The sequence below is a fragment of the Piezobacter thermophilus genome (assembly GCF_055386745.1).
On the sequence record NZ_AP042382.1, the window covers coordinates 49,967 to 74,048 of the forward strand.

The following is a 24,082-nucleotide window of genomic DNA, read 5'->3' on the forward strand; positions in this document are numbered from 1 at the left end:
GAAGGGGAATAGCGGCTGGCCAGTCCAGTAAAATATGCGTGACATCGGGCCCGCAGCCGGCAGGGCGCGCGGACATGCGCAAAGCCGCGTGGCGCGATTCCCTGCGGGTCGGTCTGTCGATGTATTTCAAGCATGAAATTTCAAGCTTGAAATACATGCCGGAGGCGCTACCGTATCGGTGGATTCGTGTTCGACCGGCTGATGGCCGGTAGCCGGCGGAAGGAGGTATCTCATGCGCATTGCATGTCTGGGAGGAGGTCCGGCGGGACTGTACTTCGCGATTTCGATGAAACTCCGCGATCCCGCGCACGAGGTCGTGGTGATCGAGCGCAACCGCGCCAACGACACCTTCGGCTGGGGCGTGGTACTGTCCGACGATGCGCTGGAGCGGCTGGAGAAGAACGACCCCGAAAGTGCCAGCGCCATCCGCGACCATTTCATCTACTGGGACGATATCGCGGTGGTGCACAACGGGGTGCGCACGGTGTCGGGCGGTCACGGGTTTGCCGGGATCGGGCGCCGGCAGATGCTGATCCTTCTGCAGCAGCGCGCCCGCGAGCTGGGCGTCGAGTTGCGCTTTGAAACCGAGTTCGACAGCGCCGAGCCGTTTCGTACGGAATATGACCTGGTGGTGGCCTGCGACGGGATCAATTCGAAGATCCGCAAGGAATACGAGAACGTGTTCCGCCCCGATATCGACATCCGCCTGTGCAAGTTCGTCTGGCTGGGCACGCATCAGAAGTTCAATGATGCCTTCACCTTCCTGTTCGAGAAGACGGAACATGGCTGGATGTGGGCGCATGTCTACCAGTTCGACGCCGACACCGCGACCTTCATCGTCGAATGCAGTCAGCAGACCTGGGACAGCTGGGGATTTGCGAGGATGTCCAAGGAGGAAACGGTCGAGACCTGCCGCAAGGTGTTCGCGGCCCATCTGGGCGGTCACAGGCTGATGTCGAACGCCGATCATCTGCGCGGCTCGGCGGTGTGGATGAACTTCCCCCGGGTGATCTGCGAGAAATGGCATCACGAAAACGTGGTGCTGATGGGGGATGCGGCGGCGACCGGGCATTTCTCGATCGGGTCGGGGTCGCGGCTGGCCTTCGACAGCGCCATTGCGCTGGCGGATTTCCTGCATTCCGAACCGGACATGCAGGCTGCCTTCGAGCGTTACCAGGACGAACGCCGGCTGGAGGTTCTGCGCCTGCAGTCGGCGGCGCGCAACTCGCTGGAATGGTTCGAGAACGTGGAACGCTATCTGGATCTGCACCCGGTCCAGTTCAACTATTCGCTGCTGACCCGAAGCCAGCGGATCAGCCACGAAAACCTGCGCCTGCGCGACCCTGAATGGCTGGAAGGGGCCGAGCGCTGGTTCATGGACCAGGCCGGCGTGCCGAAGGACGCCCCCACCCGCGCCCCGATGTTCGTTCCCTTCAGCTTGCGCGGGATGACGCTGAAGAACCGGATCGTGGTCTCTCCCATGGCGCAATACAAGGCGGAGGAGGGTTGCCCGACGGACTGGCATTTCGTCCACTATGCCGAACGGGCGAAGGGAGGCGCGGGGCTGGTCTTTACCGAGATGACCTGCGTCAGCCCCACGGGTCGGATCACCCACGGCTGCCCCGGCCTTTACGCCCCCGAGCATGTTGCCGCCTGGAAGCGCCTGACCGATTTCGTCCATCGCGAGACGGATGCGAAGATCTGCTGCCAGATCGGCCATTCCGGGCGCAAGGGTTCGACGCAGCTGGGGTGGGAGGAAATGGACGCGCCGCTGGAGCGGGACAACTGGGAGACGATCTCGGCTTCGCCCATCCCGTGGAGCCCGCGCAACCCGCCCCCGCGCGAGGCCACGCGCGCCGACATGGACCGGATTCGCGACCAGTTCGTGGCTGCCGCCCGCATGGCCGAACAGGCGGGTTTCGACATGATCGAGCTGCACGCCGCCCATGGCTATCTGATCTCGTCCTTCATCTCGCCGCTGTCGAACCGGCGCAGCGACGAATATGGCGGCAGCCTGGAGAACCGGATGCGCTGGCCGCTTGAGGTGTTCCGGGCCATGCGCGCTGCCTGGCCCGCGGACAAGCCGATGTCGGTGCGGATCAGCGCCAATGACTGGGTGGGCGAGCACGGCGTGACACCGCAGGAGGCAGTGGACATTGCGCGCATGTTCCACGACGCGGGGGCCGACATCATCGACGTGTCGGCCGGGCAGACCTCGACCGAGGCGCAGCCGGTCTACGGGAGGATGTTCCAGACCCCGTTCTCGGACCGCATCCGCAACGAGACCGGCATCCGCACCATGGCGGTGGGCAACATCTACGAGGCGGATCATGCCAATTCGATCCTGATGGCGGGGCGGGCCGACCTGGTGGCGGTGGGCCGACCGCACCTGGCCGATCCCTACTGGACGCTGCACCAGGGCGCTCTGATCGGAGACCGCCACGCGGACTGGCCGCTGCCCTATCTGGCCGGGCGCGATCAGGCCTGGCGGCTGGCCGACCGCGAGGCCGAGGCGATCCGCGTCTGAGTGCACGCGCGGGCCGCGGCGCCGCCGGGCATTCCCGCCGGTTCAGCCAGCCCGGATCATGTGGGCGCATTTCTCGGCGATCATGATCGTGGGCGCGTTGGTGTTGCCGCCGACGATGCGCGGCATGATCGAGGCATCGGCGACGCGCAGCCCCTCCAGCCCCCGGACCCGCAGTTCGGGATCGACCACCGCCATGTCATCGACCCCCATCCTGCAGGTGCCGACCGGGTGATAGACGGTGTCGGCGCGCGCGCGGACATGCGTTTCCCACTCGGCATCGGTCATGCCGTTACGCAGGCCGAACATTTCCTTGTGGTTGCAGGCGGCCAGCGGTGGCGTGGTCAGGATCTCGCGCGTCATCCGCGCGCCCCGGATCAGGGTGCGCAGGTCGCGTTCGTCGGAGAGGAATTTCGGGTCGATGCCGGGCGCCGCCATCGGGTCGGCCGATTGCAGGAACACCTCGCCCACCGAATGCGGCCGCAGCACGCAGACATGGCAGGAATAGCCATAGCCCAGGTGCAGCCGGCGCGCGTGGTCATCCACGATCGAGATCACGAAATGCAGCTGCACGTCCGGTTTCGGCAGCGACGGGTCCGTGCGCAGGAAGCCGCCCGCTTCGGCAAAGGGCGTGGCAATCATGGATTTCCCGTCCCGGCGCCATTTCAGGATGTGCCGTACCATGTTGACGGCGCCGGTCAGCCCGAGCCCGAAATTGTCGGTATCCTTCGTCCTGAATCCCAGGACGAAATCGATGTGATCCTGCAGGTTCTGCCCGATGCCGGGCAGTTCGTGCAGCACCTCGATCCCGTGCCGGCGCAGATCGTTGGGGCGGCCGATGCCCGAAAGCATCAGCAGCTGCGGCGAGCCGAAGGCACCGGCCGCGAGGATCACCTCGCGCCGGGCCCGCACGGTCCTGTCGGAGCCGCCCTGCCGGAAGCGGACGCCCGTTGCGCGCCGGCCCTCGAACAGGATCCCGGTGCTGTGCGCGCCGGTCTCCACCGCCAGGTTGGCTCTTTTCCCAATGACCGGGAACAGCCAGGCCGCCGCCGCCGAGCAGCGCTCGCCGTTTCTGGCTGGGTCGTGGAACTGGGTCACCTGGTAGAAGCCGACTCCTTCGTTGTCGCCACAGTTGAAATCCTCGGCCAGCCGGTATTGCAGCCGGGTGGCGGATTCGACGAACGCCGCGGTGATGGGGCGGGGGGCCTTCTGGTCCGAGACATGCAACGGCCCCGAGGCCCCGTGCAGGTCGTCCGCGCCGCGTTCGTTGTTCTCGGCCTTGCGGAAAAAGGGCAGGACGCCGTTCCAGTCCCAGCCCGCGCAGCCCATCTCGGCCCATTCGTCGTAATCCGAGGCGTGGCCGCGCACATAGAGCATGGCGTTGATCGCGCTCGACCCGCCAAGCGCCCGGCCGCGCGGCTGATAGCCCCTGCGCCCCCCGAGCCCCGGTTGCGGCACCGTCTCGAAGGCCCAGTTGTTGATCTTCACGGGTTTGCCGGGCAGCATCGCCACCGCGCCTGCCGGGGCCCGCACCACGATGCCGTCGCCGCGCCCGCCGGCCTCCAGCAGGCAGACTGTTGCGCCCGTGTCCTCGCTCAGCCGGGCGGCAATCACCGATCCGGCCGAGCCGCCCCCGACCACCACATAGTCGAACTCCATCTTCCTCTCCTCCTCTTGCGCGGCGGCTTCGCGTTTTCGGCCCGGCAAGTCTGGCAGGAAAACGCGGCCGATGTCCCGGATTTTCCGCGCCCGGAGGGCCGAAAATGGCCGAAACTTTCCGTTTGCGGGTAACTGCGGCCTTGCAGATCGGTATTGATGTCTGACATATCGATATGACGACCCCAGAGGGGAACAATCCGATTCGGGACATGCTCTGATGATGACTGCCGCCCAAATGCGTGCAGCGCGCGCGCTTCTTGGTATCGACCAGAAGAGGCTTGCCGAACTGTCGGGACTCTCGGTGCCGACCATCCAGAGGATGGAATCCAGTGCCGGCAATGTCCGCGGCAACGTGGACAGCCTGACCAGGGTCGTGGAGGCGCTGGATTCGGCGGGTGTCGAGCTGATCGGGGACGGCGCCTCCAGCCCGACCGGAGGGCGCGGGGTCCGGTTGAAATCCCCGGCCGCGAAGACCTGAGCAACCCGATCCGCGACGGCATCCGCCGCCTGCCGTCAATTCGCAAGGAGCCGCCAGCATATGCAAGCGATCACGACCGAACCGGCGCCGCAGTCGCACGGGTTCATCGAGATGTTCACCCCGAAACTGGTGACGGTCCTGCGTGAGGGCTATCGGTTCGAACATTTCCGCGCCGATGTCATTGCCGGGCTGACCGTTGCGATTGTCGCGCTGCCGCTGTCCATGGCCATCGCGATTGCTTCGGGGGGCACGCCGGCGCAGGGGCTCCATACCGCCATCGTCGGCGGTTTCCTCGTTTCGCTCCTGGGCGGTTCGCGGTTCCAGATCGGCGGCCCCGCGGGCGCCTTCATCGTTCTCGTGGCCGCGACCGTGGCCCGGCACGGCATGGACGGGCTGATCCTGGCAACGTTCCTGTCGGGTCTCATGCTGGCCGCCATCGGTCTCCTGCGTCTTGGCACCTTCATCAAGTTCATTCCGTTCCCGGTGACGGTAGGTTTCACCGCAGGGATCGCCGTGATCATCTTTGCCAGCCAGGTCAGGGCGCTGTTCGGACTCTCGCTCGATCACGAGCCGGGGGCGCTGCTGGAAAAGGTGCCGGCGCTGTGGGCGGCGCGCACGAGCGTCACACCGGCGGCGGTCGGCCTGTCGGTGGCAGCGGTGGCGACGATCCTCGCGTTGCGGAAGCTGCGGCCCCACTGGCCGGGGATGCTGATCGCCGTCGCCCTTGCCGCCGCCGCGACGACCCTTCTGGGGCTGCCGGTCGAAACGATCGGGACCAGGTTCGGCGGCATCCCTTCGTCGATGCCGCTGCCGCGGCTGCCCGATCTGTCGCCCGAGCGGATTGTCGAAGTGTTGCCGGCGGCAGCGTCCTTCGCCCTTCTGGGTTCCATCGAGTCGCTGCTGTCGGCGGTGGTGGCCGACGGGATGACCGGGCGTCGGCATCGCTCCAACTGCGAGCTGGTGGCGCAGGGCGTCGCCAATGCCGCCTCGGCGCTGTTCGGTGGCCTGTGCGTCACCGGCACCATCGCGCGCACCGCGACGAATGTGCGCTCGGGCGCGCATGGGCCGGTTTCGGGAATGCTGCATTCGGGATTTCTGCTGACCTTCATTCTGGTTGCGGCGCCGCTGGCGGCCTATATCCCGCTGGCGGCGCTGGCCGCCGTGCTGGCCGTGGTCGCGTGGAACATGATCGAGAAACCGGCGATTGCCGTCCTGCTGCGTTCGGGCCGGGGCGAGGCGACGGTGCTGGGGGCAACCTTCCTGTTGACCGTCTTCCGCGATCTGACCGAGGCCATCGTGGTCGGTTTCGCGCTTGGTTCGGTCCTGTTCATCCACCGCATGAGCCGGGCCACCGCGGTTCTGGCCGAAAGGCCCCTTGTCGGCCGCGACCTGCCCGATTTCGAGAACCCGCGGGGGAGCTATGACGAAACCCTCGCCGCTGACCCCGATATCGTGATCTACAGGATCACCGGTGCCCTGTTCTTCGGCGCGACGGCCTCGATCGGGTCGATTCTGGACCGGATACAGGACACGCACAAGGCTCTGATCGTGGATTTCTCGGATGTTCCGTTCCTCGATTCGACCGGGGCGAACATGATCGAGGGCCTTGCCCGCAAGGCCCGCCAGCGGGGGGTTGCGCTGTGGCTGACCGGGGCCAGCCGCGACATCCGCCGCGCGTTCCTGACCCACGGGCTGAAAAGGCCGCTGGTCCGGTATGCGCGTTCGGTCGAGGCTGCGCTGGAAGCATTGCGAAGAGACGGCGAACGGCGCGGCGCGGGGACGTAAGGCGGCCTTTGTCCGCGGCCTGCCGACCATGTCCGAAAGGATCGTTACCCCGCGGCCGCTCGCCACCATCGAACGGACGTCGGATCCCCGCCGGAAAGGTTGCCGATGCTCAATTTCCGGCTGATGTCGTGACAATTCGCATCAGGAAAGAACGGATCGGTGTCCGTGCTGGGAAGCGGCGTTCCGAGTAGAGACCGTTTCACACTTGAATGCACCTTCCGGTTGTGCAATCTGTGACGTAAGCGCATGTATTGATCGGCTTTGAAGAAGATCCGAAGTGGCCTGGCGAATTTCCTGAACCCGAAAGCGAATCATTTGACATTTCATCATTGTCTCAATGCGCGATTCGAACCGCCTTGCCGCCCTTGACAGACCACTCTCTTGTCGCGTCGGCGCATTTTCTTCCGCAGGGAGTTCGGGCCGATGATGCCCGGACGTTTCGTCATTGCAGCATTGCTTGTCGCCGTGGTCTTCGCTGCCGCGCCCATGTCGGCCCAGTTCCCTGCCGATCCCGCCGTCCGGTCCGGCAGCACGCTGCCGCGAAACGTGTTCGTCTCGCGCCGAAAGGGGTCAGCCGTCGAAGTGGTCCTTGTGTTTCCGCGCAAGCCGCGCCTGGAGAATGAGCCGGCAGGGCTCATGCACTATGCTGACACTATGCTGAACACCTGGTCTGGCTGAACATTTCGCAGGGGAATCCCCCTCCCGCCGCCGGTCACGCCAACGCGTGGACTAGCCATGTCGCGGTGGGATACCGGCTGTCGGGAGAGGCGAAGGACTTGCCGGAATTGCTGTATCGGCTGTCGCGTGTTTTCGATCCGATCGACCTGCCGCCGGATCGTGCCCGGCAGGAACGTGCCGTCATCCTGCGGGAGTATGAACGCCGTGTCGCGCGTAGCCCCGGGGCAATGGTGATGCAGGCCATGGATGCCTTTCTTTACGAAGGGAATGCCGCGGCGCATTCGGTCATGGGAACACCCGACGAGATCGAGGCGCTGGACCCTGACCGGGCCCGCGCCCTGCATGCGGCAACGCACCGCCCCGGAAATGCCCGACTGGTCGTCATCGGCGACGTGACCAGGCAGCATGTGCGCCGCGCGTTGCGCGACATCGGCTGGCCCGACCCGTCGGAGGACGGTTTTGCCGCGATCGCCCCGCCGCCATTCGAACTGGCCGAGCCGGACACCAGAACCTTTCCCCGCCCCGATCGCAACGTCGCTCCGCGCCTGATCTGGCGGCGGGTCGTTGCCCTGGACGTGCCCGTGCAGTTCGACCTGCTGGAGGCGCAGACGGCGCTGCTGCGCGATATCCTCTATACCAACCTTCCCGGCGGGCTGGCCGGGCCGTTGCGCTTTGACGCCCGGATCGCTCGGAGTTTCGATCTGCGCATCAGGCCCCTGGACGAGGACGATATCGAGATCGAATTCATCGCTGCGCCGGATCGTGGTGTCACGCTCGCCGCGCTGCGGGCGGCCTTCGAGAGTGCCCTGGCCGAAGTTTCGGTCACCGGAATTCCCGAAACCACCTATTCCCGCGTCTTCAAGCGCTTCCGCGGGTTCTGGCCGGACTGGACCGATGCGGAGGAAACCGAAGGCTGGATGGCGCGCTATGTGCTTGACCGCGTGTCGGCCCTGCGCGTGCCGCTTTCAAAGGCCGAACTGCGGCAGATCGGCGGGGCGCTGTCGATTGAAACTGCAAACATGCTTCTTCGGCATCTGGCGGGCGAAGGCCGGACCGCCGTTGCCTTCCTTGGACCGATGGAGAGATTCAAATGATCAGGACATTGCTTGTTTTCCTCGTTCTTCTGGCACTTCCCGCCAGCGCTGCACCGACGGCTACTGCCAGCATGGAGATCAGCCCGGGCGGACTCGCCTATGCACGCCTGTTCGTGCCCGGTGCGAAAGAGGTGATCGTGCGAACGGCCTGGCCCACCGACTGGGCACAAAGGGCGGACGCCAATCAGGCGGTCCCCTATGTCGGAGCCGACCTGGTCTTGTCCGGCGGCGCCGAAGGCTATCCCGCCGGCGAGGTCATCGAGGCATTTGCCAATCTGAAGGCCCGGGCGCAACTGGTGCCGTCGGCCGACCATCTGTTCGGCGTTCTGGCGGTGCCGCGGAAGAATCTGAACGAAGCGGTCAGAATTGCGAATGCCCATCTTCGTGCTCCGTCGCTCGATCCGGCCTGGCTGGATCGTATCCGCGAAGGCTTCTCGCAGCGGGCGAGGGAAAACGGGTCGCGGCCGGTCAGCAGGGGATATGAAGCGCTTCGGTGGGCCGTTCTCGGCGACACGCCCTTGCGCCGGTTTCTGAGTACCGACCTTGCCGACGACTTTTCGGTCGTGACGCGCAGGAACGTCACCCTTTGGCACCGGCGGACGGTGTTGCGCAACACTGCCGTCATCGTGATTGCCGGCGACGTGACGCGCGAAGAGGCAGGGCAGGCGGTGGATGCCCTGTTCGACGGGCTTCCTGAGGGGCGGGCGCCGAAAGCGGCCTCTTTCGCGGCGGATTTCACGCCGCGGCGGATCCTGTTGCATGAACCCGACGTCCGTGACAGTCAGCTGACCTTCGTCGCGGCACTGCCGCCCACCCGTCAGGGTCATGTTTACGAGGATCTCTTTCTCCTCCGGGCGCTTGGTGCGGGGGACCGGGGCATCCTGTTCGAGACCGTGCGCACCGGGCTGAGGTCGAGCTATGCCTTCGGCGCCGTGCTTGACTACTTCGCCGCCGATCTGCGGATTCTCCTGTTCAATGGCGCGGTCGAGACTGCGAAACTCGCCCGAACCGAGCAGGCAGTGCGCGCGGCCTACGACAAGTTGCGCCGCGAAGGCTCTGCCGAGGGCATCGAAGCGCTGAGATCTCCGTTCGCGGTCAATGCCAGGGCGAATGCGACGATCCCGGCGGTTCTGTCCATGTCGGCGCTGTATGCGATGCTGGATGGCGACGGGCCGGAGGTCGCTCTGGAGACGGCTCGGAGTGTGGAAGCCGTCACCGCGCAATCCGTCGCGGATCGCTTGCAGCGCGCCTGGCCCACAGCCGGGGATTTCATCGTGGTGGCGGTGTCGCCCGACGCCGATGCCCTGCCCGGCGCCTGCGTCATCCGCAGCCCCGAACAGGCCGCCGCCTGCCGGTGAGGGAGGTGCCAACGGCGCAGGGGTGAGACGGGCCGGAAATACTGCTTGACCTTCCATTTGCTGGAACCGCTAGAGCGATGATCTGACAACGGATCATTCGAGTCGAAAGCAGTCATGGCACCGTACCCAACCGAAATGTCGGCCAGCCGCCGTGCCGGGAACCGCCGGGCAGGTGCGCCATGCTGAAACTGGCGCTGAAAAACGGGCTGTTCCGGCCGGGGCGGACCTTTCTGACGATCCTTGCGGTTGCGGCGATCCTGGCGGAAATCCTGATGCTGGAAGGCTTCCTGTCGGGCACCTACACACAGCTTCGGCAGGCGGTGATCCACCGCGGCGGCGATCTGATCGTGGGGCAGTCGGGCATCAGCAGCTTCATCGCCGCGCGCTCGGTCCTGCCGCAGCGCACCCGCGCCGAGGTAGAGGCGATCCCGGGCGTGGCGGCCGCGCATCCGCTGACCGCGCTGTCGCTGATCTACGAGGCGCGGGGGCGGCTCTCGCCCATCATCGTGATGGTCTATGACGATGCGGGCGGGCCGTCCTCGGTCGTCGCCGGGCGGGCGCCCGAGGGCGAGGGCGAAATCGCCATCGACCGGTCGCTGGCCGAACGCTACGGATTGCGGCCGGGCGACGTCATGCGCCTTGCGGCCTATGATTTCACCGTCACCGGTATCACCGAGGGTGCGGCGGCGCTGTTCACGCCCTTTGCCTTCATCACCTATGACGGGTTGATCGACTTCTTCTTCGCATCCGATGTGGGCGCCGACATCGCCGCCTTTCCGTTGCTGAGCTTCCTTCTGGTGGATGTGGCGCCGGGTGCCGATCCGGCGCAGGTCGCCACCGCGATCGAGGCCGGCGTGCCCACGGCCGATGCGCTGCTGCCCGCGCGGCTGGCGGCCAATGACGAGAACCTGGGCCGCGAGATGTTCGGCCCCATCCTCAACCTGCTGCTCGGGCTGAGCTATGGCATCGGCGCGTTGGCGATCGGGCTGTTTTCCTTCGCCTCGGTACGCAGTCGCAAGAAGACGCTGGGCGTGCTGCGGGCGCTGGGATTCACCACGCGGCACCTGATGACCGGAGTGGTCGCCGAGGCGCTGGGGATTGCGCTGCTGGCGATACCGCTGGGAATCGTGATGGCGGGCGGGCTGGCCACGCTGATCGAGACACTCTCTCCGGTCTATCTGGTGCAGACCAACGACCCGGTGGGACTGTGGCGCACCGCAATCGTCACCGTGTTTCTTGCGGTGCTGGGGGCGCTGGCGCCGCTGGGCACGTTGCGCCGGCTGGATCCGGCCATGGCATTCAGGGGGTGAAGGCGATGTTCGGCTGGACCGTCAAGGAACTGTTTTCGGCCCCGCAACAGCTGTTCGCCAGCGTTTCCGCAGTGGCCGGGGCCTTTGCGCTGGTGCTGTTCTTCGACGGCGTCTTTGCCGGCGAATCCGAACAGATCGTGGCGCTGATCGACCGGACCGACGCCGATGTATGGGTGATGCAGGACGGGGTCGGCAACATGCACATGACGACTTCGTTTCTCGCCGACTGGAAGATCGACGCGGTTGCCGCGGTCGAGGGGGTGAAGAAGGTCACGCCGATCCTCTACCTGAACGCAGTGATCGAGGCCGGCGGGCGCAACTGGTTTTCCTTCGTCGTGGGGCTGGAGCAGGGCGATTCGCGTGCCGGTCCGTGGGCGATGGCGGCCGGCGCCCCGCTGCCCGGCCCGGGAGAGGCGATCGTGCCGGACGTGTTCGCCTCGGACGCGGGTCTGGCAATCGGCGACCCGGTGCGCATTGCCGGGCGCGACTTCACCGTCGCCGGGTTTTCCGCCGACACGTTCTCGATGGCCAATTCCATCACCTTCGTGACGCTTGACGACCTGGCCGACACGATATCCTCGGTCGGCACGGTCAGCTACCTGCTGGTGGACGCCGAACCCGGCGTCGATGCGGCGGCGCTTGCCGCGCGGATCATGGACGAGGTCGAGAAGGTCAACGCGCTCACGCGCGAGGAATTTTCGGCCCGCGACTATTCCATCGCCGTGCAGATGGGGTTGGACATCATCTGGATGATGACACTGATCGGCGGCGCGCTGGCGGTGCTTCTGACCGGGTTCATCGTCTATTCCCACGTCACCGAGCGCGAACGAGAACTGGCGGTGATGAAGGCGCTGGGGGTGCGCGACCGGGCGATCTATGCCTCGCTGATGGTGCAGGCGCTGGTGATCGGCCTGCTGGCATTCTCCCTGGCGGTCGCGGTCGTCTCGCTTGCCGTGCCGACCACCCACGCGCTGGTTCCGAAGATCAGCCTTGCCGTCACCGCCGATTCGCTCTGGCGGACCGGGGTCACCGCGGTGCTGGTGTCGCTGGTTGCCGCCATCGTCCCGGTGCGCCGGGTGCTGTCCGTCGATCCCGTTTCCGCATTTCACCAATGAGGCCGAGAATGCCCGAACCGATCCTTCAAGCCGAAAACGTGGTCAAGGTGTTTGGCCAGGGCCGCGCGGCAGTGCGCGCCGTCGATGGGGTGTCGATTGCCGTGCAACCCGGCGAAATGGTCACCATCACCGGCCCCTCCGGGTCGGGCAAGACGACGCTGGTGTCGATCCTCGGTGCGCTGCTGCGCCCCGATGACGGCAGGGTGGTGATCGACGGCACCGACATTTCCACCCTGCGCGAGGGCGCGTTGTCGATGCTGCGTGCCCGCTCCATCGGCTTCGTCTTCCAGTCCTTCAACCTGCTGGAATCGCTTACGGTACGCGAAAACGTGCTGTTTCCTGCCCATCTAGCCCCCGGCGGCATGAACGCGGCACGCGGCCGGGCCGACGAGCTTCTGGAAACGCTGGGGCTTTCGCATCGCGCCACTGCCTTGCCGCGCACGCTGTCGGGCGGCGAGAAGCAGCGCGTGGCGATCGCGCGGGCGCTGATAAACCGTCCCCGGATGATCATCGCCGACGAGCCCACCGGCAACCTCGACAGCAGGAGCGGCCAGAACGTCCTGATGGTGCTGCACGATGTCGCCCGCGACGAGGGGCGCGCGGTCCTGATCGTGACCCATGACCGGCGGGTCGAGGACGTGGCCGACCGCATCCTGTGGCTGGAAGACGGCCATTTGCGCGACCGCAAGCAGGATGTGCATGAATGGGTGCGCGATCCGGTCTGCAACATGGCGCTGGACGGCTGGACCTCGGAGATCTTCGTGGATCGCGACGGCATCCGTTACCATTTCTGCTCGTTGCGTTGCCGCGAGCGGTTCGAAGCTGACCCCGAAACCTGGGTCGAGGCGGCGAGGAACCGGCGCCCGGCCCGCGAAGGAGCGGATCGATGAAACGCATTTTCCTTGTCATGTTCGGTTTCGTCATTCCCGGCCTTGTGGCGGTGGCGCCGGAGCGGGCATCCGCGCAGGACCCGGCGGCGCGCGGGCTTGAGATCGTGCGCGAGGCGGACCGGCGCGATTCCGGCTGGAAGGATGCGCGGGTGTCGCTGACGATGATCCTGCAGGACCGCAAGGGCAAAACCCGCGAGCGCAAGCTGCGGATGATGATGCTGGAAGTGCCCGGAGAGACGGGCGGCGACAAGTCGATCGCGATCTTCGACAGCCCGCCGGACCTGAAGGGAACGGTGCTTCTGACCCATGCGAAGGTGGGCGCCGATGACGACCAGTGGCTGTTCCTGCCGTCGCTCAAGCGGGTCAAGCGGATTTCCTCATCGAACAAGACCGGCGCCTTCTTCGGCAGCGAATTCACCTACGAGGACATCGCCGCCCCCGAGGTCGGCAAGTTCACCTATCGCTATCTGGGCAAGGAGCCCTGCGCCGGGCTGACCTGCTACAAGGTCGAGCGCAAGCCGAAATACCGCAACTCCGGCTACAGCGCGATCGTGAGTTGGTTCGATACCGCGCAGTACCGCCCGCAGCGGATGGACTACTACGACCGCAAGGGCCGGCTGCTGAAGGTTCTCACGCTCTCGGACTATCGGAAATACGGGCGTTTCTGGCGGGCGCAGGTGCTGACCATGAAGAACCTCAAGACCGGCAGGACCACGATCCTGAAATACGGGCCGTGGAAATTCGGCACCGGGCTGAGCGCCGCCGATTTCAGCAAGGCCAACCTGCGGAACATCCGGTGATGCGACGGGCGCTGGCGACGATCCTGGGCCTGCTGCCGGTCGTTTCGGCTCCGGCGCTCGCCCAGGAGTGGGATTTCTCGGGCACGCTGGGCGCCGAGGCGCGGTATTTCACCCAGGCGCCCCAGTGGCCGGGTCAGACCGCGCGGCGTTTCTACGGATCGTTCAGCTTCGAGGGGCGGGGCAGTTATGGCTGGAACGGTGGCGCCGACGAGATCGCCGTCGCCCCCTTCCTGCGCTGGAGCCCGAACGGCGACGGGCGCAGCCATGCCGACCTGCGCGAAGCCTACTGGCGCCACCTGGGCGAGGGGTGGAGCGTGACCGTCGGGGTGGACAAGGTGTTCTGGGGCGTCACCGAATCGCGCAACCCGGTGGATATCGTCAATCAGGATGATGTGCTGGAGGATATCGGCGGCGACGAGAAGCTTGGCCAGCCGATGCTGCGCCTCGGCCTGTTCGGCGACAGCTGGGCCGTGGACGTCTTCGTCCTGCCCGGCTTCCGCCCGCGCGAATACCCCGCCGTCGGTGCGCGACTGGCCTCGCCCATCCCCATCGGCCCGCCGGTCTATACCGGCCCGAACGGGCGGGGCAATGTCGATTTCGCGCTGCGCTTCTCGGCCAGCGCGGGAAGCTGGGACATCGGCCTGTCGGCCTTTACCGGCACCAGCCGCGAGCCTGTCCTCGTTCCCGCCGGGGCGGGGCTGGTGCCGCGCTATGACCGGATCACCCAGTTCGGGCTGGACGCGCAATATACCGCGGGCGACTGGCTGTGGAAGATTGAGGCCATCACCCGGTCGGGGCAGGGACCGCGGTTCGAGGCGGTCACCGCCGGGTTCGAGAAGAACTTCTACGGCATCGGCGGCGGTGGCGGCGATCTGGCGCTGCTGGCCGAGATCAACTATGACGGGCGCGAGAATGTCCTGTCGCTGGCCACCTATTTCGACAAGGATCTGTTCCTCGGGGCGCGCTATTCCATGGGCGACATCGGATCGACCACCTTTCAGGCCGGTGCGCTGTTCGACCGCGATTCGGATTCGCGCGTTTTCAAGGTCGAGGCACAAAGGCGTTTCGGCGAGGAGTGGGTGCTGGAATTCACCGGCCAGTTCCTGAGCAGCACCAACGGGAACGATCTGGTCGCGCTGTTGCGCAAGGAAGATTACGTGTCGCTGGTGCTCAAGCGGTCGTTCTGACGCGCAAGGCGCGGCGGGTGGGATCACGCCCCGGCGCGCAGCGCCTCGGCCATCTCCCGCCCGGTGACGAGGGCCTCCATGTTGAGGCGGGCCAGCTTGGGCGGAACCCGCGCCTGCGTTGCGCGTTCCAGAGCCTCCTGGTCGCACAGCCCGGCAAGCGACGCCAGCGCGCCCAGGGCGACGATGTTCGTCACCCGCCTGTTGCCCAGCTTGCGGGCGGTTTCGGCGAAGGGCAGGGCGATGGTGCGGAACTCTCCCCGGGGCGGGTCAGGGACGAGTTCGCTGTCGATCAGGACCAGCGTGTCCTCGCACAGCAGGTCGTCCGAGGCATGTGCCGCCGCCGCGTCGAGGATCAGCAGGTAGTCGAGGCGCGTGGCCAGGGGGTAGGGGGCCTCGCCGTCGCTGACCACCAGGTCGGAGCGGCTGAGCCCGCCGCGCGAGACGGGTTCGTAGCTTTGCGACTGGGCGACATTGCGGCCCTGCGCGACCAGGGCGGCGGCGAGGATGCGGGCCGAGGTGATCAGCCCCTGCCCGCCGCTGCCGCTGAAGCGGATCTCGGTCGTGGTCATGTTCCGCCTCCTTCGCCGCTCTCACGCAGGGCGGCGACCATCGCGCGATATGCCCGGCCGTATTCGGGCCGGTCGCGTTCGCACAATACGCCGGTTTTCAGCGCGTTGGGCCGGAACGGCACATCGACGGTGCTGCGATAGGTGTCAGGGCGCATGGTGGCCTTCTGGCTCAGCATCATTTCCGGGCTGGCGCCGAGATCGTTCTTGCGGCCGTAGATCTCGGTGCAGTCGGAGATCACCTCGACGAAGGAAAAGCCGTCATGCGCGATGGCCCGGGCGATCAGATCCTTCAGCCCCGTCACTTGCAACGTCACCTCGCGCCCGACGAACCCCGCACCGGCCGCGGCGGCCAGTTCGCAGGCATCGAAGACCGGTTCGGCATTGCCCGTCGGCGTGGTGGTGGTGTAGCGGTCCGAGGTCGTGGTCGGCGACACCTGCCCGCCGGTCATGCCGTAGATCTCGTTGTTGAGCATCAGGCAGGTCATGTTCAGGTTGCGCCGACAGGCATGGATCAGGTGGTTGCCGCCGATGGCGAGGCTGTCGCCGTCGCCGGTGATGACGATCACCGTCAGGTCCGGCCGCGCCAGCGCCAGCCCGGTGGCGAAGGCCAGCGGCCGGCCGTGGGTGGTGTGAAAGCTGTTGGCGTCCACATAGGCGCTCAGCCGCCCCGAGCAGCCGATGCCCGACACCACCGCCAGCCTGTCCCTGTCGATGCCCAGCTCGTGCACCGCCCACAGAAGCGCCCGCAGCGCGATGCCGTGGCCGCAGCCGGGGCACAGGAAATGCGGCATCATGTTCAGGCGGATATGGTCGTTGATGTCAAAGGGGCGATCCGGCGCCGTCATGTCGGTTTCCATGTTCATGGCTTCAGCTCCTCGCGCACCCTGGCGGCGATGTCCGCAGGCGAGATCGGTTCGCCGTCGAAGCGGGCCAGCCCGGACACGGGCAGATCGCGCGCCAGCAGGCGTTCGACCTCCAGCACCAGCTGCCCCTGGTTCATCTCGGGCACGATCACCGCGCGGGCGCCGGATTTCGCGGCGATGTCGCGCAGCGCCCGCTCCGGGAAGGGCCAGAGCGTGACCGGCCGGAACAGCCCGGCGCGGATGCCATCGGCGCGCAGATCCGTCACCGCCTTGCCCGCCGCCCGCGCGGTGATGCCGATGGCGACGATCAGCACTTCGGCATCCTCGCACCCTTCGGCGCGCCAGCTTTCGATCAGATCGGCATGCCGCTCCAGCTTGTCGGTCAGCCGCCCGATGGCCGCGCGCACCTCGTCCGGCTTCTGCGTCGGAAAGCCGTCGGGGCCGTGGGTGAGCCCGGTGGTGTGGGCGCGATACCCATCGCCGGGGCGCGGCATCGGCGGCACCAGGTCATCGGTCACCGCATAGGGCTGGAAGCCCTCGCGCGGGCCGGTCGCCCATTTGCGCGTGGCCGCCTCGCCGAGGGTGCCCAGCTCGACGGTTTCGACAAGATGGCCGATCACCTCGTCCAGCAGCACCACCACCGGCACCCGCAGCCGCTCGGACAGGTCGAAGGCGCGGATGGTTTCGCTGTAGGTCTCGGCCACCGAAGCCGGGGCCAGCACGATCAGCGCGTGATCGCCATGCGTGCCCCAGCGCGCCTGCATGATGTCCCCCTGCGCCGGACGCGTGGGCATCCCCGTGGACGGCCCGCCGCGCATGACATTGACCACAACACAGGGGATCTCGGCCCCGCAGGCATAGCCGAGATTTTCCTGTTTCAGCGAAAAGCCGGGGCCCGAGGTGGCGGTCATCGCCTTGACCCCGCCCATCGAGGCGCCGATGACCGCGGCCATCGAGGCGATCTCGTCCTCCATCTGGATGAATGTGCCGCCGACCTTCGGCAATTCGCCCGACATGGTTTCGGCGATCTCGGAGGACGGCGTGATCGGGTAGCCGGCGAAAAACCGGCAGCCGGCCTCGATCGCGGCCAGCGCGCAGGCCCGGTTGCCCTGAAGGTTGACACGTTGCGCCATCAGCCTGCGGCCTCCATGACGGGGGTGTTGGTGATGCGGATTGCGAAATCCGGGCACAGCAACTCGCACATCCGGCAGCCGGTGCACAGCTCGGGCAGCGCCAGTTCGGCGACCAGCCGTCCGTCGAGGCGCAGGCAGCGTTCGGGACACATCTTCACGCAGATGTCACAGCCCTTGCACCATTCGTCGGTGATCTCGACCGTGGTTTCGACCGGGCCATGACGCACCACGTCGCGGCGGCGGTGCAACCTGCTGGCAGCCTCGTCGATCCGCTTCGTCCCGGCCAGCGCCCATTCGCGCCCCTCCAGAAAGGCGCGGCGGTTGATCTCGACGGTCCTGGGTGGCACGAAGGCCTCGATCACCTCCAGCCAGTCCTCGGCCGGGAAGTCGAGCGCGGTCGAAAGCGCCCCCAGCAGGACGGTGTTCGCCGCCTTGGCGTTGCCCAGGTTGGCAGCCATGCCGGTGGCGTCCATGGCATAGCCGGTGCCGACCTGTTCCATGATCTCCTCGGGCGTCTGCGGGGCATAGGCGGGCTCGGCCCCGCGGCCGCGGTCGCGGCAGGCGAAGGGCGGAACGATGCGCTGGCAGTCGGCGATGAAGATGCCGGTATCGGGCTTCATGTAGTTGATCCAGCGTAGCCCCTCGGCCCATTCCAGGGCGACCAGGATATCGGCCTCGCCCGCGGGGATGGTGGGCGACCACACCTGCGGGCCGAAACGGACATGGCTGAACACGCCGCCGCCGCGCTTGGCCATGCCGTGCACTTCGCTCTGCTTCACCTGGTGGCCCTGATTCTGGCACAGCTGGGCCAGAACCTTGGACACCATGATGACGCCCTGACCGCCGACCCCGACGATCAGGACATTTTTAGGCCCTTCGGTCACGTCCTTCATGCGCGCCCCTCCTCCGGCGTCATCGGCGCGATGCTGTCGGTGGGACAGATCTGCGCGCAGAGCGAGCAGCCGATGCAGCTTTTGGGGTTTATCTCGACCTTGTGGCGGCCCTCGTGCCAGCCATCGGACCATGTGAGTGCCGGGCAGCCCAGATTCATGCAGGACTGGCAGGCGATGCACTTGTCCTGGTCCACCGCCAGCGCCGGCCCCTTGATCTTGACCGGGTCCAGCACGCAGGGCCGGTCCGAGATCACCACCGACACGCCCCTGAATTCCACCGCCTCGCGCAACGCGCGCAACATGCCGGCCATGTCGTAGCTGTCCACCTTGCGCACCCACTGAACGCCCAGCGATTTCACCAGTTCGACGAAATCCACCCGCGGGGCTTCGTCCCCGCGCAGGGTGCGGCCGGTACCGGGGTGATCCTGCCCGCCGGTCATGGCGGTGATGTGGTTGTCCAGCAGGAACACCGTGATGTCGGCGCCGTTATAGACCGCGTCGATCAGCGGCGGGATGCCCGAATGCAGGAAGGTCGAATCGCCGATGGTGGCGACGACGGGGCGGGTTTCGGTGCCGGCCATCGCGATGCCGGCCGCGTTGGCGATGCTCGACCCCATCGAAACCGTCGTGTCGATCGAGCGCAGCGGCTCGATCGCGGCCAGCGTATAGCAGCCGATATCTCCCGCCACCCGCGCATCCAGCGCCCGCAGGACCATGTAGCAGCTGGTATGCGGGCAGCCCGCGCACAGCACCGGCGGACGCACCATCGGCGCGAATTCGAAGGCCGCCTTGCGCGGCGCGGCGTCGATCACGCCGGCGCGGGCGAAACCCTCGCGCACGATCTCGGGCGAGAACTCGCCGGTGCGCGGGAACCATTCCTTGCCCTCGACCGGCAGCCCCATGACCTTCATCGCGTTCTCGATCACGGGTTCGAGCTCCTCGACCACGAACACCCGCTCGACCCGCCCGCAGAAATCGCGCAGAAGGCGCTTGGGCAGGGGCCAGCTTGCCGCCAGCTTCAGCACGCTGGCCCCCGGCATGACCTCTTTCACATAGGCATATGGAACCCCCACGGTGATGATCCCGACCGCGGTATCGCCCATCTCGACCCGGTTGAGCGGGCTGGTCTCCATCTCTTCCGCGACCCCGGCCTCGCGCTCCAGCACCTCGGGGTGACGCTGGCGGGCATGGGCGGGGATCATCACGTTCCTGCCCGGGTTTTCGTCGAAGGAGGGGGCCGGCGGTTCGGCCCGTTCCCCGGCCTGCACGGCGCTGCGGGTGTGCGACAGCCGCGTGGTCGCGCGCAGGATCACCGGCGTGTCGAAGCGTTCGGACAGATCGAAGGCATGGCGGGTGAAGTCCAGCGCCTCCTGCGCGTCCGAGGGCTCCAGCACCGGCACCCGGGCGAAGGCGGCATATATCCGCGTGTCCTGTTCGTTCTGCGAGGAATGGATGCCCGGATCGTCGCATACGGCGATCACCAGCCCGCCATTGGCGCCGATGTAGGAAAACGACATCAGCGCATCGGCGGCCACGTTCAGCCCCACATGTTTCATCGCGGCAAAGGCCCGCACCCCGGTGAACGAGGCCCCGATGGCCACGTCCAGCGCGGTCTTTTCGTTGGTGGACCATTGCGCGTGCAGATCCTCGACCGGGTAGCGGGCGAGGTTTTCCAGGATCTCGGTGGAGGGCGTGCCGGGATAGGCGGCGGCGACCTTCACGCCGGCCTCCCACGCGCCGCGGGCGATGGCCTCGTTGCCGGTCATCGGACGGGTTCGGGAATTGCTCCGAGGCGGTCGGGACAACCCGGCAGCGGCATGGTTCATCCGGCAATTCCCCCCTGATTTGCGTCTTTCGCGATGACAGCCGGGCTAACCATTGGGATGCGCGAATTCGTTGATTCAGATCAAGAACGCCCGTCCCGGACCAAGCGGCGTACCATAATCGCCATGATGGGGCCGCAATTGGGTGACAGGATCGTCCCGGAGGCTGATGATCCGTTCGCATCCGGTACGGGTGTCGCCTTCGAGTGACGGACCAGACGGGCAGGCAGGTACGATGACAAGGATCTGGCGACTCGAGAGCCCCCCAAGGCCCCGCGGCCATCCGGTCCCGATGCGCGAGGGGGCGCACCCGGAAGACCCCGCGCATGAGGGCGCGGGCCGGCCTCCCGGCGGGCGGCGTGGGGCCGGCATGTCCGGCCGGGGGATTTCGCGCGTGGTGGCCGACGGGCTGCACGCGGCGCTGATCCTGATGGTGATCGGGGCGGGGCTGTTCATCGGACTGCTGTTGCAGAACCTGCGCCTCGACGAGGCCCGCTCGGCTGCGGCCGACCGAGCGCAGAATGCTACCGCCGCCGTGGCCGCGCAGCTTCAGCGGATGATGAACGAACATGTGCTTGTCGCCAGGGCGGTCTCGGCCATTATCCGGCGCGACCCCGACGTGACCCAGAAGCAATACCAGTCCATCGTCGCAGACATCGTCGACCGGGGCGACCAGACCATACTGAATGTCGCGCTGCTGAAGGATTCGACCATCGTCCGGGTCTATCCGCTGGAACGGAACGCCAAGGCGCTCGGCACTGATATGACCTATGTTCATGCGCAACTGCCGGGCCTGAACCTCAGCCGGCGCGACCGCCGGCTGACGCTGAGCGGCCCGTTCACGCTGGTGCAGGGGGGGAAGGGGCTGATCTATCGCTTTCCGGTCCTGCTGCCCGATCCCGGCACCGGCAGGCCCCGCTACTGGGGCAATGTCAGTGTGGTTGTCAGCCTCGAGCGGATGATGGCCGATGCCGGTATTGCCGAGGTGGCCGAGGGGCACAGGATCGCCATTCGCAGCCTCGATTCCGCCGGCCAGCCGCGCGAGACCGCCTATGGCGACCCGGCGGTTTTCGAAAACGACCCGAAACTTCTGACCCTGCGTCTTCCGTTTGGGTCGTGGCAGGTCGGCGCGGTGCCTGATGGCGGCTGGCCGACGGCACCCAGGAACCCGTGGGAGAGCTGGCTGTGGGTGTTGGCGGTGACCGCCGTCTTCCTGCTGTTGATCCATTTCATCCGCCGGCTGACGATGCAGCGCGAAAACGCCCGCAGCCAGCTTGTCCGGGCCATCGAATCGATCCGCGACGGGTTCGTGATGTACGATGCCGAACAGCGGCTGGTGCTGTGCAACAGCCGCTACCGCGAACTTTACGGCCTGCGGGAAAGGGAAACCCGCCCCGGGACCCCGCGCCTGGACATCGCCCGCACCATCCTGTCGCGCGGGATCATCGTCGGGGCCGAGGGGCAGGAGGAAAAGTGGCTTGCCCGGCGGTTCGAGGAACTCAAACAGCCCACGCACGAGACCGAACACCGCCATATCGACGGCCGCTGGCTGCGGCTGTCCGACGTGCGGATGCCGGACGGTTACTCGGTCGGCCTGCGCACCGACATCACCGAACTCAAGGGGGCCCTGATCCGGGCCGAGGAAGCAAACCGCGCCAAGTCCGAGTTTCTCAGCACGGTGAGCCACGAGCTGCGCACGCCGCTGACCTCGATCAAGGGAGGGGTGGGGCTGGTGCTTAGCGGCAGGCTGGGGAAGATCCCCGACAAGGCCCGAGACTTCCTGCAGATCGCCTTGAGCAACAGCGATCGGCTGACCGGTATCGTCAACGACATTCTCGACATGCAGAAGATCGAGGCCGGGCGCATCGAGTACCGGTTCGAGCCGCTGGACGTGGGCGAAATGATCGAACAGGCGGTTGCGGCCAACCTGTCCTATGCCGAGCGTTTCAACGTCACCTACATGGTCGAGACGGCCAGCGGTCCCCGCGCCGTCATCCGCGCCGATCGCAACCGCTTTCTCCAGATCATGGACAACCTGCTTTCCAACGCCGCGAAGTTTTCGCTTCCCGGCGGCCGGGTCGAGGTAAGCTTCGCCGTCGAGGACGGGCAATGCCGGATCTCGGTGCGCGATCACGGCCGCGGCATCGCGCCGGAGGACCACGACAAGCTGTTCAGCGCCTTTTCGCAGATCGATTCCTCGGACACCCGCGAAAAGGAGGGCAGCGGCCTCGGCCTTGCGATCTGCAAGCGGCTGGTCGAGGAAATGGGCGGCCGGATCGGGCTGAAGAGCACGCCCGGCAGGGGAAGCGAGTTCTTCGTGATCTTCCCGATCCTGGCAGAGGCCGTGTCAACCGGCTGATGCAGCGGTCCCGGTTGCTCGATCGCACCGGCGGGCGAAACGCGGCGATCCGCGCAATGCCGCAAAAATACTCCGCATCTTTCCACAATTTCGTCTCAAAGACCCGGGAAACTCCGCCTTCGGGGCCGACTTCCCGGCCACCGGATTTCAAGCCAGAAAGGCGAGGCCCGTGTTTCTTTCAGTCGTCGTGCCATGCATGAATGAGGAAGAGTCGATCCCGGCTCTGGTCGAGCGCCTGGCCGGGGCGATCCGGCCATGGGCCGACCGGGCCGAGATCATCCTCGTGGATGACGGCTCGACCGATGGAACGTGGGAGGCCATCCGGAAGGCGCACAAGCGGGTGCCGCAGCTGGTGGGCCTGCGCCTGTCGGCCAATCGCGGGCACCAGGTGGCGCTGACCGCGGGGCTCGAGGCCGCGCGCGGCGCGCGCATCTTCATGCTGGATGCCGATCTTCAGGACCCGCCCGAGCTGCTGGGCGAGATGATGGCGATGATGGACCGGGGCTATGACGTGGTCTATGGGCGCCGGGCCCGGCGGCAGGGCGAGACCCTGTTCAAGAGGGCCTCGGCCTGGGCCTTCTACCGGTTTCTCAACATGCTGTCGGACGTGGCGATCCCGGCCGATACCGGCGATTTCCGGCTGGTCAGCCGCCGGGCGCTGGATGCGGTTCTGGCCATGCCCGAGCGCGCCCGCTTCGTGCGCGGCATGTTCGCCTGGGTCGGCTTCCGCCAGATCGGGCTGGAATATGTCCGTGCCCCGCGCGCGGCTGGCGAAACCAAGTATCCGCTGCGCGCCATGCTGCGGCTGGCCACCGACGCGCTGACCGGGTTCTCCACGAAACCGCTGCGCTTTGCCACGCGGCTGAGTTTTGCCAGCCTGTTCGTCACCTTCCTGATGGCGGTTTACGTGTTCGGCTCGCTGCTGCTCTACCAGACGGTGCCGGGCTGGGCCTCGGTGGTGCTGGCGGTGAGCTTCTTCGCCGCCATCCAGCTGCTGACGCTGGGCATCCTGGGCGAGTATGTCGGGCGGCTCTACATCGAAACCAAACGGCGCCCGCTCTATTTCGTGGCCGAAGAGGCGCGCGGGCCCCTGATCGTCTCTTCTTCGAACCCGAAACATTTCAAGGAAATCGCATGAAAACCCTGATTGAACTCCGCGTCTTCCGTTTTGCCCTGGTCGGGGGGCTGGTCGCGGTCATCTATGTTTCTCTCTATCTGGCATTCCTGCAACTGGGCCTGTCGCGCACGCTGGCCAACGGCGCGGCCTTCGGGCTGGCGGTGGTGACGCAGTATCTGGGCCAGACGCTGTTCACCTTTCGCCGCTCGTTGTCCGAGGCCGGCCAGATCGCGCGGTTCGCCACCATGATCGGGTTCGGCTTTCTCACCTCGGCGCTGGTGACCGGCTGGATCGGCCCGGCGGCCAGCGCGCCGGAATGGGCGGCTGCGGCGGCGGTGGCCGTGATCCTGCCGGTGCAGAACTACCTCCTGATGCGGCTGTGGGTCTATGCCGAGGCCCTTGAGGTCACGGAGAACTGAATGCCCGCCCGTCTGCCGGACAAGGCGC

Annotated in this window: 20 protein-coding genes; 14 read left to right on the plus strand and 6 right to left on the minus strand. The window is 66.6% G+C overall.

The window, feature by feature from the left end; genetic code table 11:
- The first annotated feature begins 232 nt into the window (after window positions 1–232).
- On the plus strand, window positions 233–2,527 hold the full coding sequence (locus ACZ5CM_RS16365; RefSeq protein WP_464642950.1) for a bifunctional salicylyl-CoA 5-hydroxylase/oxidoreductase: 2,295 nt from the start codon (window positions 233–235) through the stop codon (window positions 2,525–2,527).
- A 42-nt stretch (window positions 2,528–2,569) separates the two neighbouring features.
- Here ACZ5CM_RS16365 and ACZ5CM_RS16370 read toward each other — a convergent pair whose 3' ends face one another.
- The gene (locus ACZ5CM_RS16370) at window positions 2,570–4,183 is read right to left on the minus strand and encodes a GMC family oxidoreductase (protein ID WP_464642952.1); all 1,614 of its coding nucleotides are present in this window, start codon (window positions 4,181–4,183) and stop codon (window positions 2,570–2,572) included.
- Window positions 4,184–4,400: 217 nt separating this feature from the next.
- Between ACZ5CM_RS16370 and ACZ5CM_RS16375 the strand changes: the two genes are divergently transcribed.
- The 10 genes from ACZ5CM_RS16375 (at window position 4,401) to ACZ5CM_RS16420 (ending at window position 14,878) form a co-directional block, all read left to right on the plus strand.
- The gene (locus tag ACZ5CM_RS16375) at window positions 4,401–4,661 is read left to right on the plus strand and encodes a helix-turn-helix domain-containing protein (protein WP_464642954.1); all 261 of its coding nucleotides are present in this window, start codon (window positions 4,401–4,403) and stop codon (window positions 4,659–4,661) included.
- Window positions 4,662–4,721: 60 nt separating this feature from the next.
- Window positions 4,722–6,446, plus strand: coding sequence for a SulP family inorganic anion transporter (locus tag ACZ5CM_RS16380; RefSeq protein ID WP_464642955.1), 1,725 nt, complete (start codon window positions 4,722–4,724; stop codon window positions 6,444–6,446).
- A gap of 423 nt (window positions 6,447–6,869) precedes the next feature.
- Window positions 6,870–7,124: a hypothetical protein gene (locus ACZ5CM_RS16385; protein ID WP_464642956.1), complete on the plus strand. Its 255-nt coding sequence runs from the start codon at window positions 6,870–6,872 to the stop codon at window positions 7,122–7,124.
- 98 nt (window positions 7,125–7,222) lie between these two features.
- Window positions 7,223–8,218 (plus strand): peptidase M16 family protein, encoded by a 996-nt coding sequence (locus ACZ5CM_RS16390; RefSeq protein WP_464642958.1) that lies wholly within the window; start codon window positions 7,223–7,225, stop codon window positions 8,216–8,218.
- Window positions 8,215–9,576, plus strand: coding sequence for a M16 family metallopeptidase (locus tag ACZ5CM_RS16395; protein ID WP_464642960.1), 1,362 nt, complete (start codon window positions 8,215–8,217; stop codon window positions 9,574–9,576). The genes ACZ5CM_RS16390 and ACZ5CM_RS16395 overlap by 4 nt, the downstream gene beginning before the upstream one ends.
- A 179-nt stretch (window positions 9,577–9,755) precedes the next feature.
- Entirely contained in the window at window positions 9,756–10,886 is a 1,131-nt protein-coding gene (locus tag ACZ5CM_RS16400) for an ABC transporter permease (protein ID WP_464642962.1), read from the plus strand.
- A 5-nt stretch (window positions 10,887–10,891) separates the two neighbouring features.
- Window positions 10,892–12,001, plus strand: a complete 1,110-nt coding sequence (locus ACZ5CM_RS16405; protein ID WP_464642964.1) for an ABC transporter permease — start codon at window positions 10,892–10,894, stop codon at window positions 11,999–12,001.
- Window positions 12,002–12,009: 8 nt separating this feature from the next.
- Complete coding sequence (locus ACZ5CM_RS16410) at window positions 12,010–12,891, plus strand: ATP-binding cassette domain-containing protein (RefSeq protein ID WP_464642965.1); 882 nt, start codon at window positions 12,010–12,012, stop codon at window positions 12,889–12,891.
- Window positions 12,888–13,691: an outer membrane lipoprotein-sorting protein gene (locus ACZ5CM_RS16415; RefSeq protein WP_464642966.1), complete on the plus strand. Its 804-nt coding sequence runs from the start codon at window positions 12,888–12,890 to the stop codon at window positions 13,689–13,691. The genes ACZ5CM_RS16410 and ACZ5CM_RS16415 overlap by 4 nt, the downstream gene beginning before the upstream one ends.
- Window positions 13,691–14,878: a hypothetical protein gene (locus ACZ5CM_RS16420; protein ID WP_464642968.1), complete on the plus strand. Its 1,188-nt coding sequence runs from the start codon at window positions 13,691–13,693 to the stop codon at window positions 14,876–14,878. Before ACZ5CM_RS16415 ends, ACZ5CM_RS16420 begins: the two co-directional genes overlap by 1 nt.
- A gap of 23 nt (window positions 14,879–14,901) precedes the next feature.
- Here the strand turns inward: ACZ5CM_RS16420 and ACZ5CM_RS16425 are convergent, their stop codons facing one another.
- Genes ACZ5CM_RS16425 through iorA form a run of 5 tightly spaced genes read right to left on the minus strand, consistent with a single transcriptional unit; the run spans window position 14,902 to window position 20,102 of the window.
- Entirely contained in the window at window positions 14,902–15,447 is a 546-nt protein-coding gene (locus ACZ5CM_RS16425; protein WP_464642970.1) for a 2-oxoacid:acceptor oxidoreductase family protein, read from the minus strand.
- Window positions 15,444–16,310, minus strand: coding sequence for a thiamine pyrophosphate-dependent enzyme (locus ACZ5CM_RS16430; RefSeq protein WP_464642972.1), 867 nt, complete (start codon window positions 16,308–16,310; stop codon window positions 15,444–15,446). Before ACZ5CM_RS16430 ends, ACZ5CM_RS16425 begins: the two co-directional genes overlap by 4 nt.
- Window positions 16,307–17,443, minus strand: coding sequence for a 2-oxoacid:acceptor oxidoreductase subunit alpha (locus ACZ5CM_RS16435; RefSeq protein WP_464642974.1), 1,137 nt, complete (start codon window positions 17,441–17,443; stop codon window positions 16,307–16,309). The genes ACZ5CM_RS16430 and ACZ5CM_RS16435 overlap by 4 nt, the downstream gene beginning before the upstream one ends.
- Complete coding sequence (locus ACZ5CM_RS16440; protein ID WP_464642976.1) at window positions 17,443–18,336, minus strand: 2-oxoacid:acceptor oxidoreductase family protein; 894 nt, start codon at window positions 18,334–18,336, stop codon at window positions 17,443–17,445. Before ACZ5CM_RS16440 ends, ACZ5CM_RS16435 begins: the two co-directional genes overlap by 1 nt.
- Window positions 18,333–20,102 carry an indolepyruvate ferredoxin oxidoreductase subunit alpha gene (gene iorA / locus ACZ5CM_RS16445; RefSeq protein WP_464642978.1) on the minus strand — a complete coding sequence of 590 codons (1,770 nt, stop codon included), beginning with the start codon at window positions 20,100–20,102 and terminating at the stop codon, window positions 18,333–18,335. Before iorA ends, ACZ5CM_RS16440 begins: the two co-directional genes overlap by 4 nt.
- Before the next feature lie 427 nt (window positions 20,103–20,529).
- Here iorA and ACZ5CM_RS16450 point away from each other — a divergent pair, with 427 nt between their 5' ends.
- The 3 genes from ACZ5CM_RS16450 to ACZ5CM_RS16460 all read left to right on the plus strand — a co-directional run bounded on the left by ACZ5CM_RS16450 (window position 20,530) and on the right by ACZ5CM_RS16460 (window position 24,054).
- Window positions 20,530–22,518: an ATP-binding protein gene (locus ACZ5CM_RS16450; RefSeq protein WP_464642980.1), complete on the plus strand. Its 1,989-nt coding sequence runs from the start codon at window positions 20,530–20,532 to the stop codon at window positions 22,516–22,518.
- Window positions 22,519–22,687: 169 nt separating this feature from the next.
- Window positions 22,688–23,656 carry a glycosyltransferase family 2 protein gene (locus ACZ5CM_RS16455; RefSeq protein WP_464642982.1) on the plus strand — a complete coding sequence of 323 codons (969 nt, stop codon included), beginning with the start codon at window positions 22,688–22,690 and terminating at the stop codon, window positions 23,654–23,656.
- Window positions 23,653–24,054: a GtrA family protein gene (locus tag ACZ5CM_RS16460; protein ID WP_464642984.1), complete on the plus strand. Its 402-nt coding sequence runs from the start codon at window positions 23,653–23,655 to the stop codon at window positions 24,052–24,054. The genes ACZ5CM_RS16455 and ACZ5CM_RS16460 overlap by 4 nt, the downstream gene beginning before the upstream one ends.
- Window positions 24,055–24,082 lie beyond the last annotated feature (28 nt).

What these genes read in the sequence shown, in the direction of transcription:
- ACZ5CM_RS16395 (WP_464642960.1), top strand. Translation starts at nt 8,215, where the DNA reads ATGATCAGGACATTGCTTGTTTTCCTCGTTCTTCTGGCACTTCCCGCC.
- ACZ5CM_RS16460 (WP_464642984.1), top strand. Translation starts at nt 23,653, where the DNA reads ATGAAAACCCTGATTGAACTCCGCGTCTTCCGTTTTGCCCTGGTCGGG.
- ACZ5CM_RS16365 (WP_464642950.1), top strand. Translation starts at nt 233, where the DNA reads ATGCGCATTGCATGTCTGGGAGGAGGTCCGGCGGGACTGTACTTCGCG.
- ACZ5CM_RS16450 (WP_464642980.1), top strand. Translation starts at nt 20,530, where the DNA reads ATGTCCGGCCGGGGGATTTCGCGCGTGGTGGCCGACGGGCTGCACGCG.
- ACZ5CM_RS16405 (WP_464642964.1), top strand. Translation starts at nt 10,892, where the DNA reads ATGTTCGGCTGGACCGTCAAGGAACTGTTTTCGGCCCCGCAACAGCTG.
- ACZ5CM_RS16370 (WP_464642952.1), bottom strand. Translation starts at nt 4,183, where the DNA reads ATGGAGTTCGACTATGTGGTGGTCGGGGGCGGCTCGGCCGGATCGGTG.
- ACZ5CM_RS16385 (WP_464642956.1), top strand. Translation starts at nt 6,870, where the DNA reads ATGATGCCCGGACGTTTCGTCATTGCAGCATTGCTTGTCGCCGTGGTC.
- ACZ5CM_RS16375 (WP_464642954.1), top strand. Translation starts at nt 4,401, where the DNA reads ATGATGACTGCCGCCCAAATGCGTGCAGCGCGCGCGCTTCTTGGTATC.
- iorA (WP_464642978.1), bottom strand. Translation starts at nt 20,102, where the DNA reads ATGACCGGCAACGAGGCCATCGCCCGCGGCGCGTGGGAGGCCGGCGTG.
- ACZ5CM_RS16425 (WP_464642970.1), bottom strand. Translation starts at nt 15,447, where the DNA reads ATGACCACGACCGAGATCCGCTTCAGCGGCAGCGGCGGGCAGGGGCTG.
- ACZ5CM_RS16440 (WP_464642976.1), bottom strand. Translation starts at nt 18,336, where the DNA reads ATGAAGGACGTGACCGAAGGGCCTAAAAATGTCCTGATCGTCGGGGTC.
- ACZ5CM_RS16400 (WP_464642962.1), top strand. Translation starts at nt 9,756, where the DNA reads ATGCTGAAACTGGCGCTGAAAAACGGGCTGTTCCGGCCGGGGCGGACC.
- ACZ5CM_RS16430 (WP_464642972.1), bottom strand. Translation starts at nt 16,310, where the DNA reads ATGAACATGGAAACCGACATGACGGCGCCGGATCGCCCCTTTGACATC.
- ACZ5CM_RS16420 (WP_464642968.1), top strand. Translation starts at nt 13,691, where the DNA reads ATGCGACGGGCGCTGGCGACGATCCTGGGCCTGCTGCCGGTCGTTTCG.
- ACZ5CM_RS16380 (WP_464642955.1), top strand. Translation starts at nt 4,722, where the DNA reads ATGCAAGCGATCACGACCGAACCGGCGCCGCAGTCGCACGGGTTCATC.
- ACZ5CM_RS16415 (WP_464642966.1), top strand. Translation starts at nt 12,888, where the DNA reads ATGAAACGCATTTTCCTTGTCATGTTCGGTTTCGTCATTCCCGGCCTT.
- ACZ5CM_RS16435 (WP_464642974.1), bottom strand. Translation starts at nt 17,443, where the DNA reads ATGGCGCAACGTGTCAACCTTCAGGGCAACCGGGCCTGCGCGCTGGCC.
- ACZ5CM_RS16410 (WP_464642965.1), top strand. Translation starts at nt 12,010, where the DNA reads ATGCCCGAACCGATCCTTCAAGCCGAAAACGTGGTCAAGGTGTTTGGC.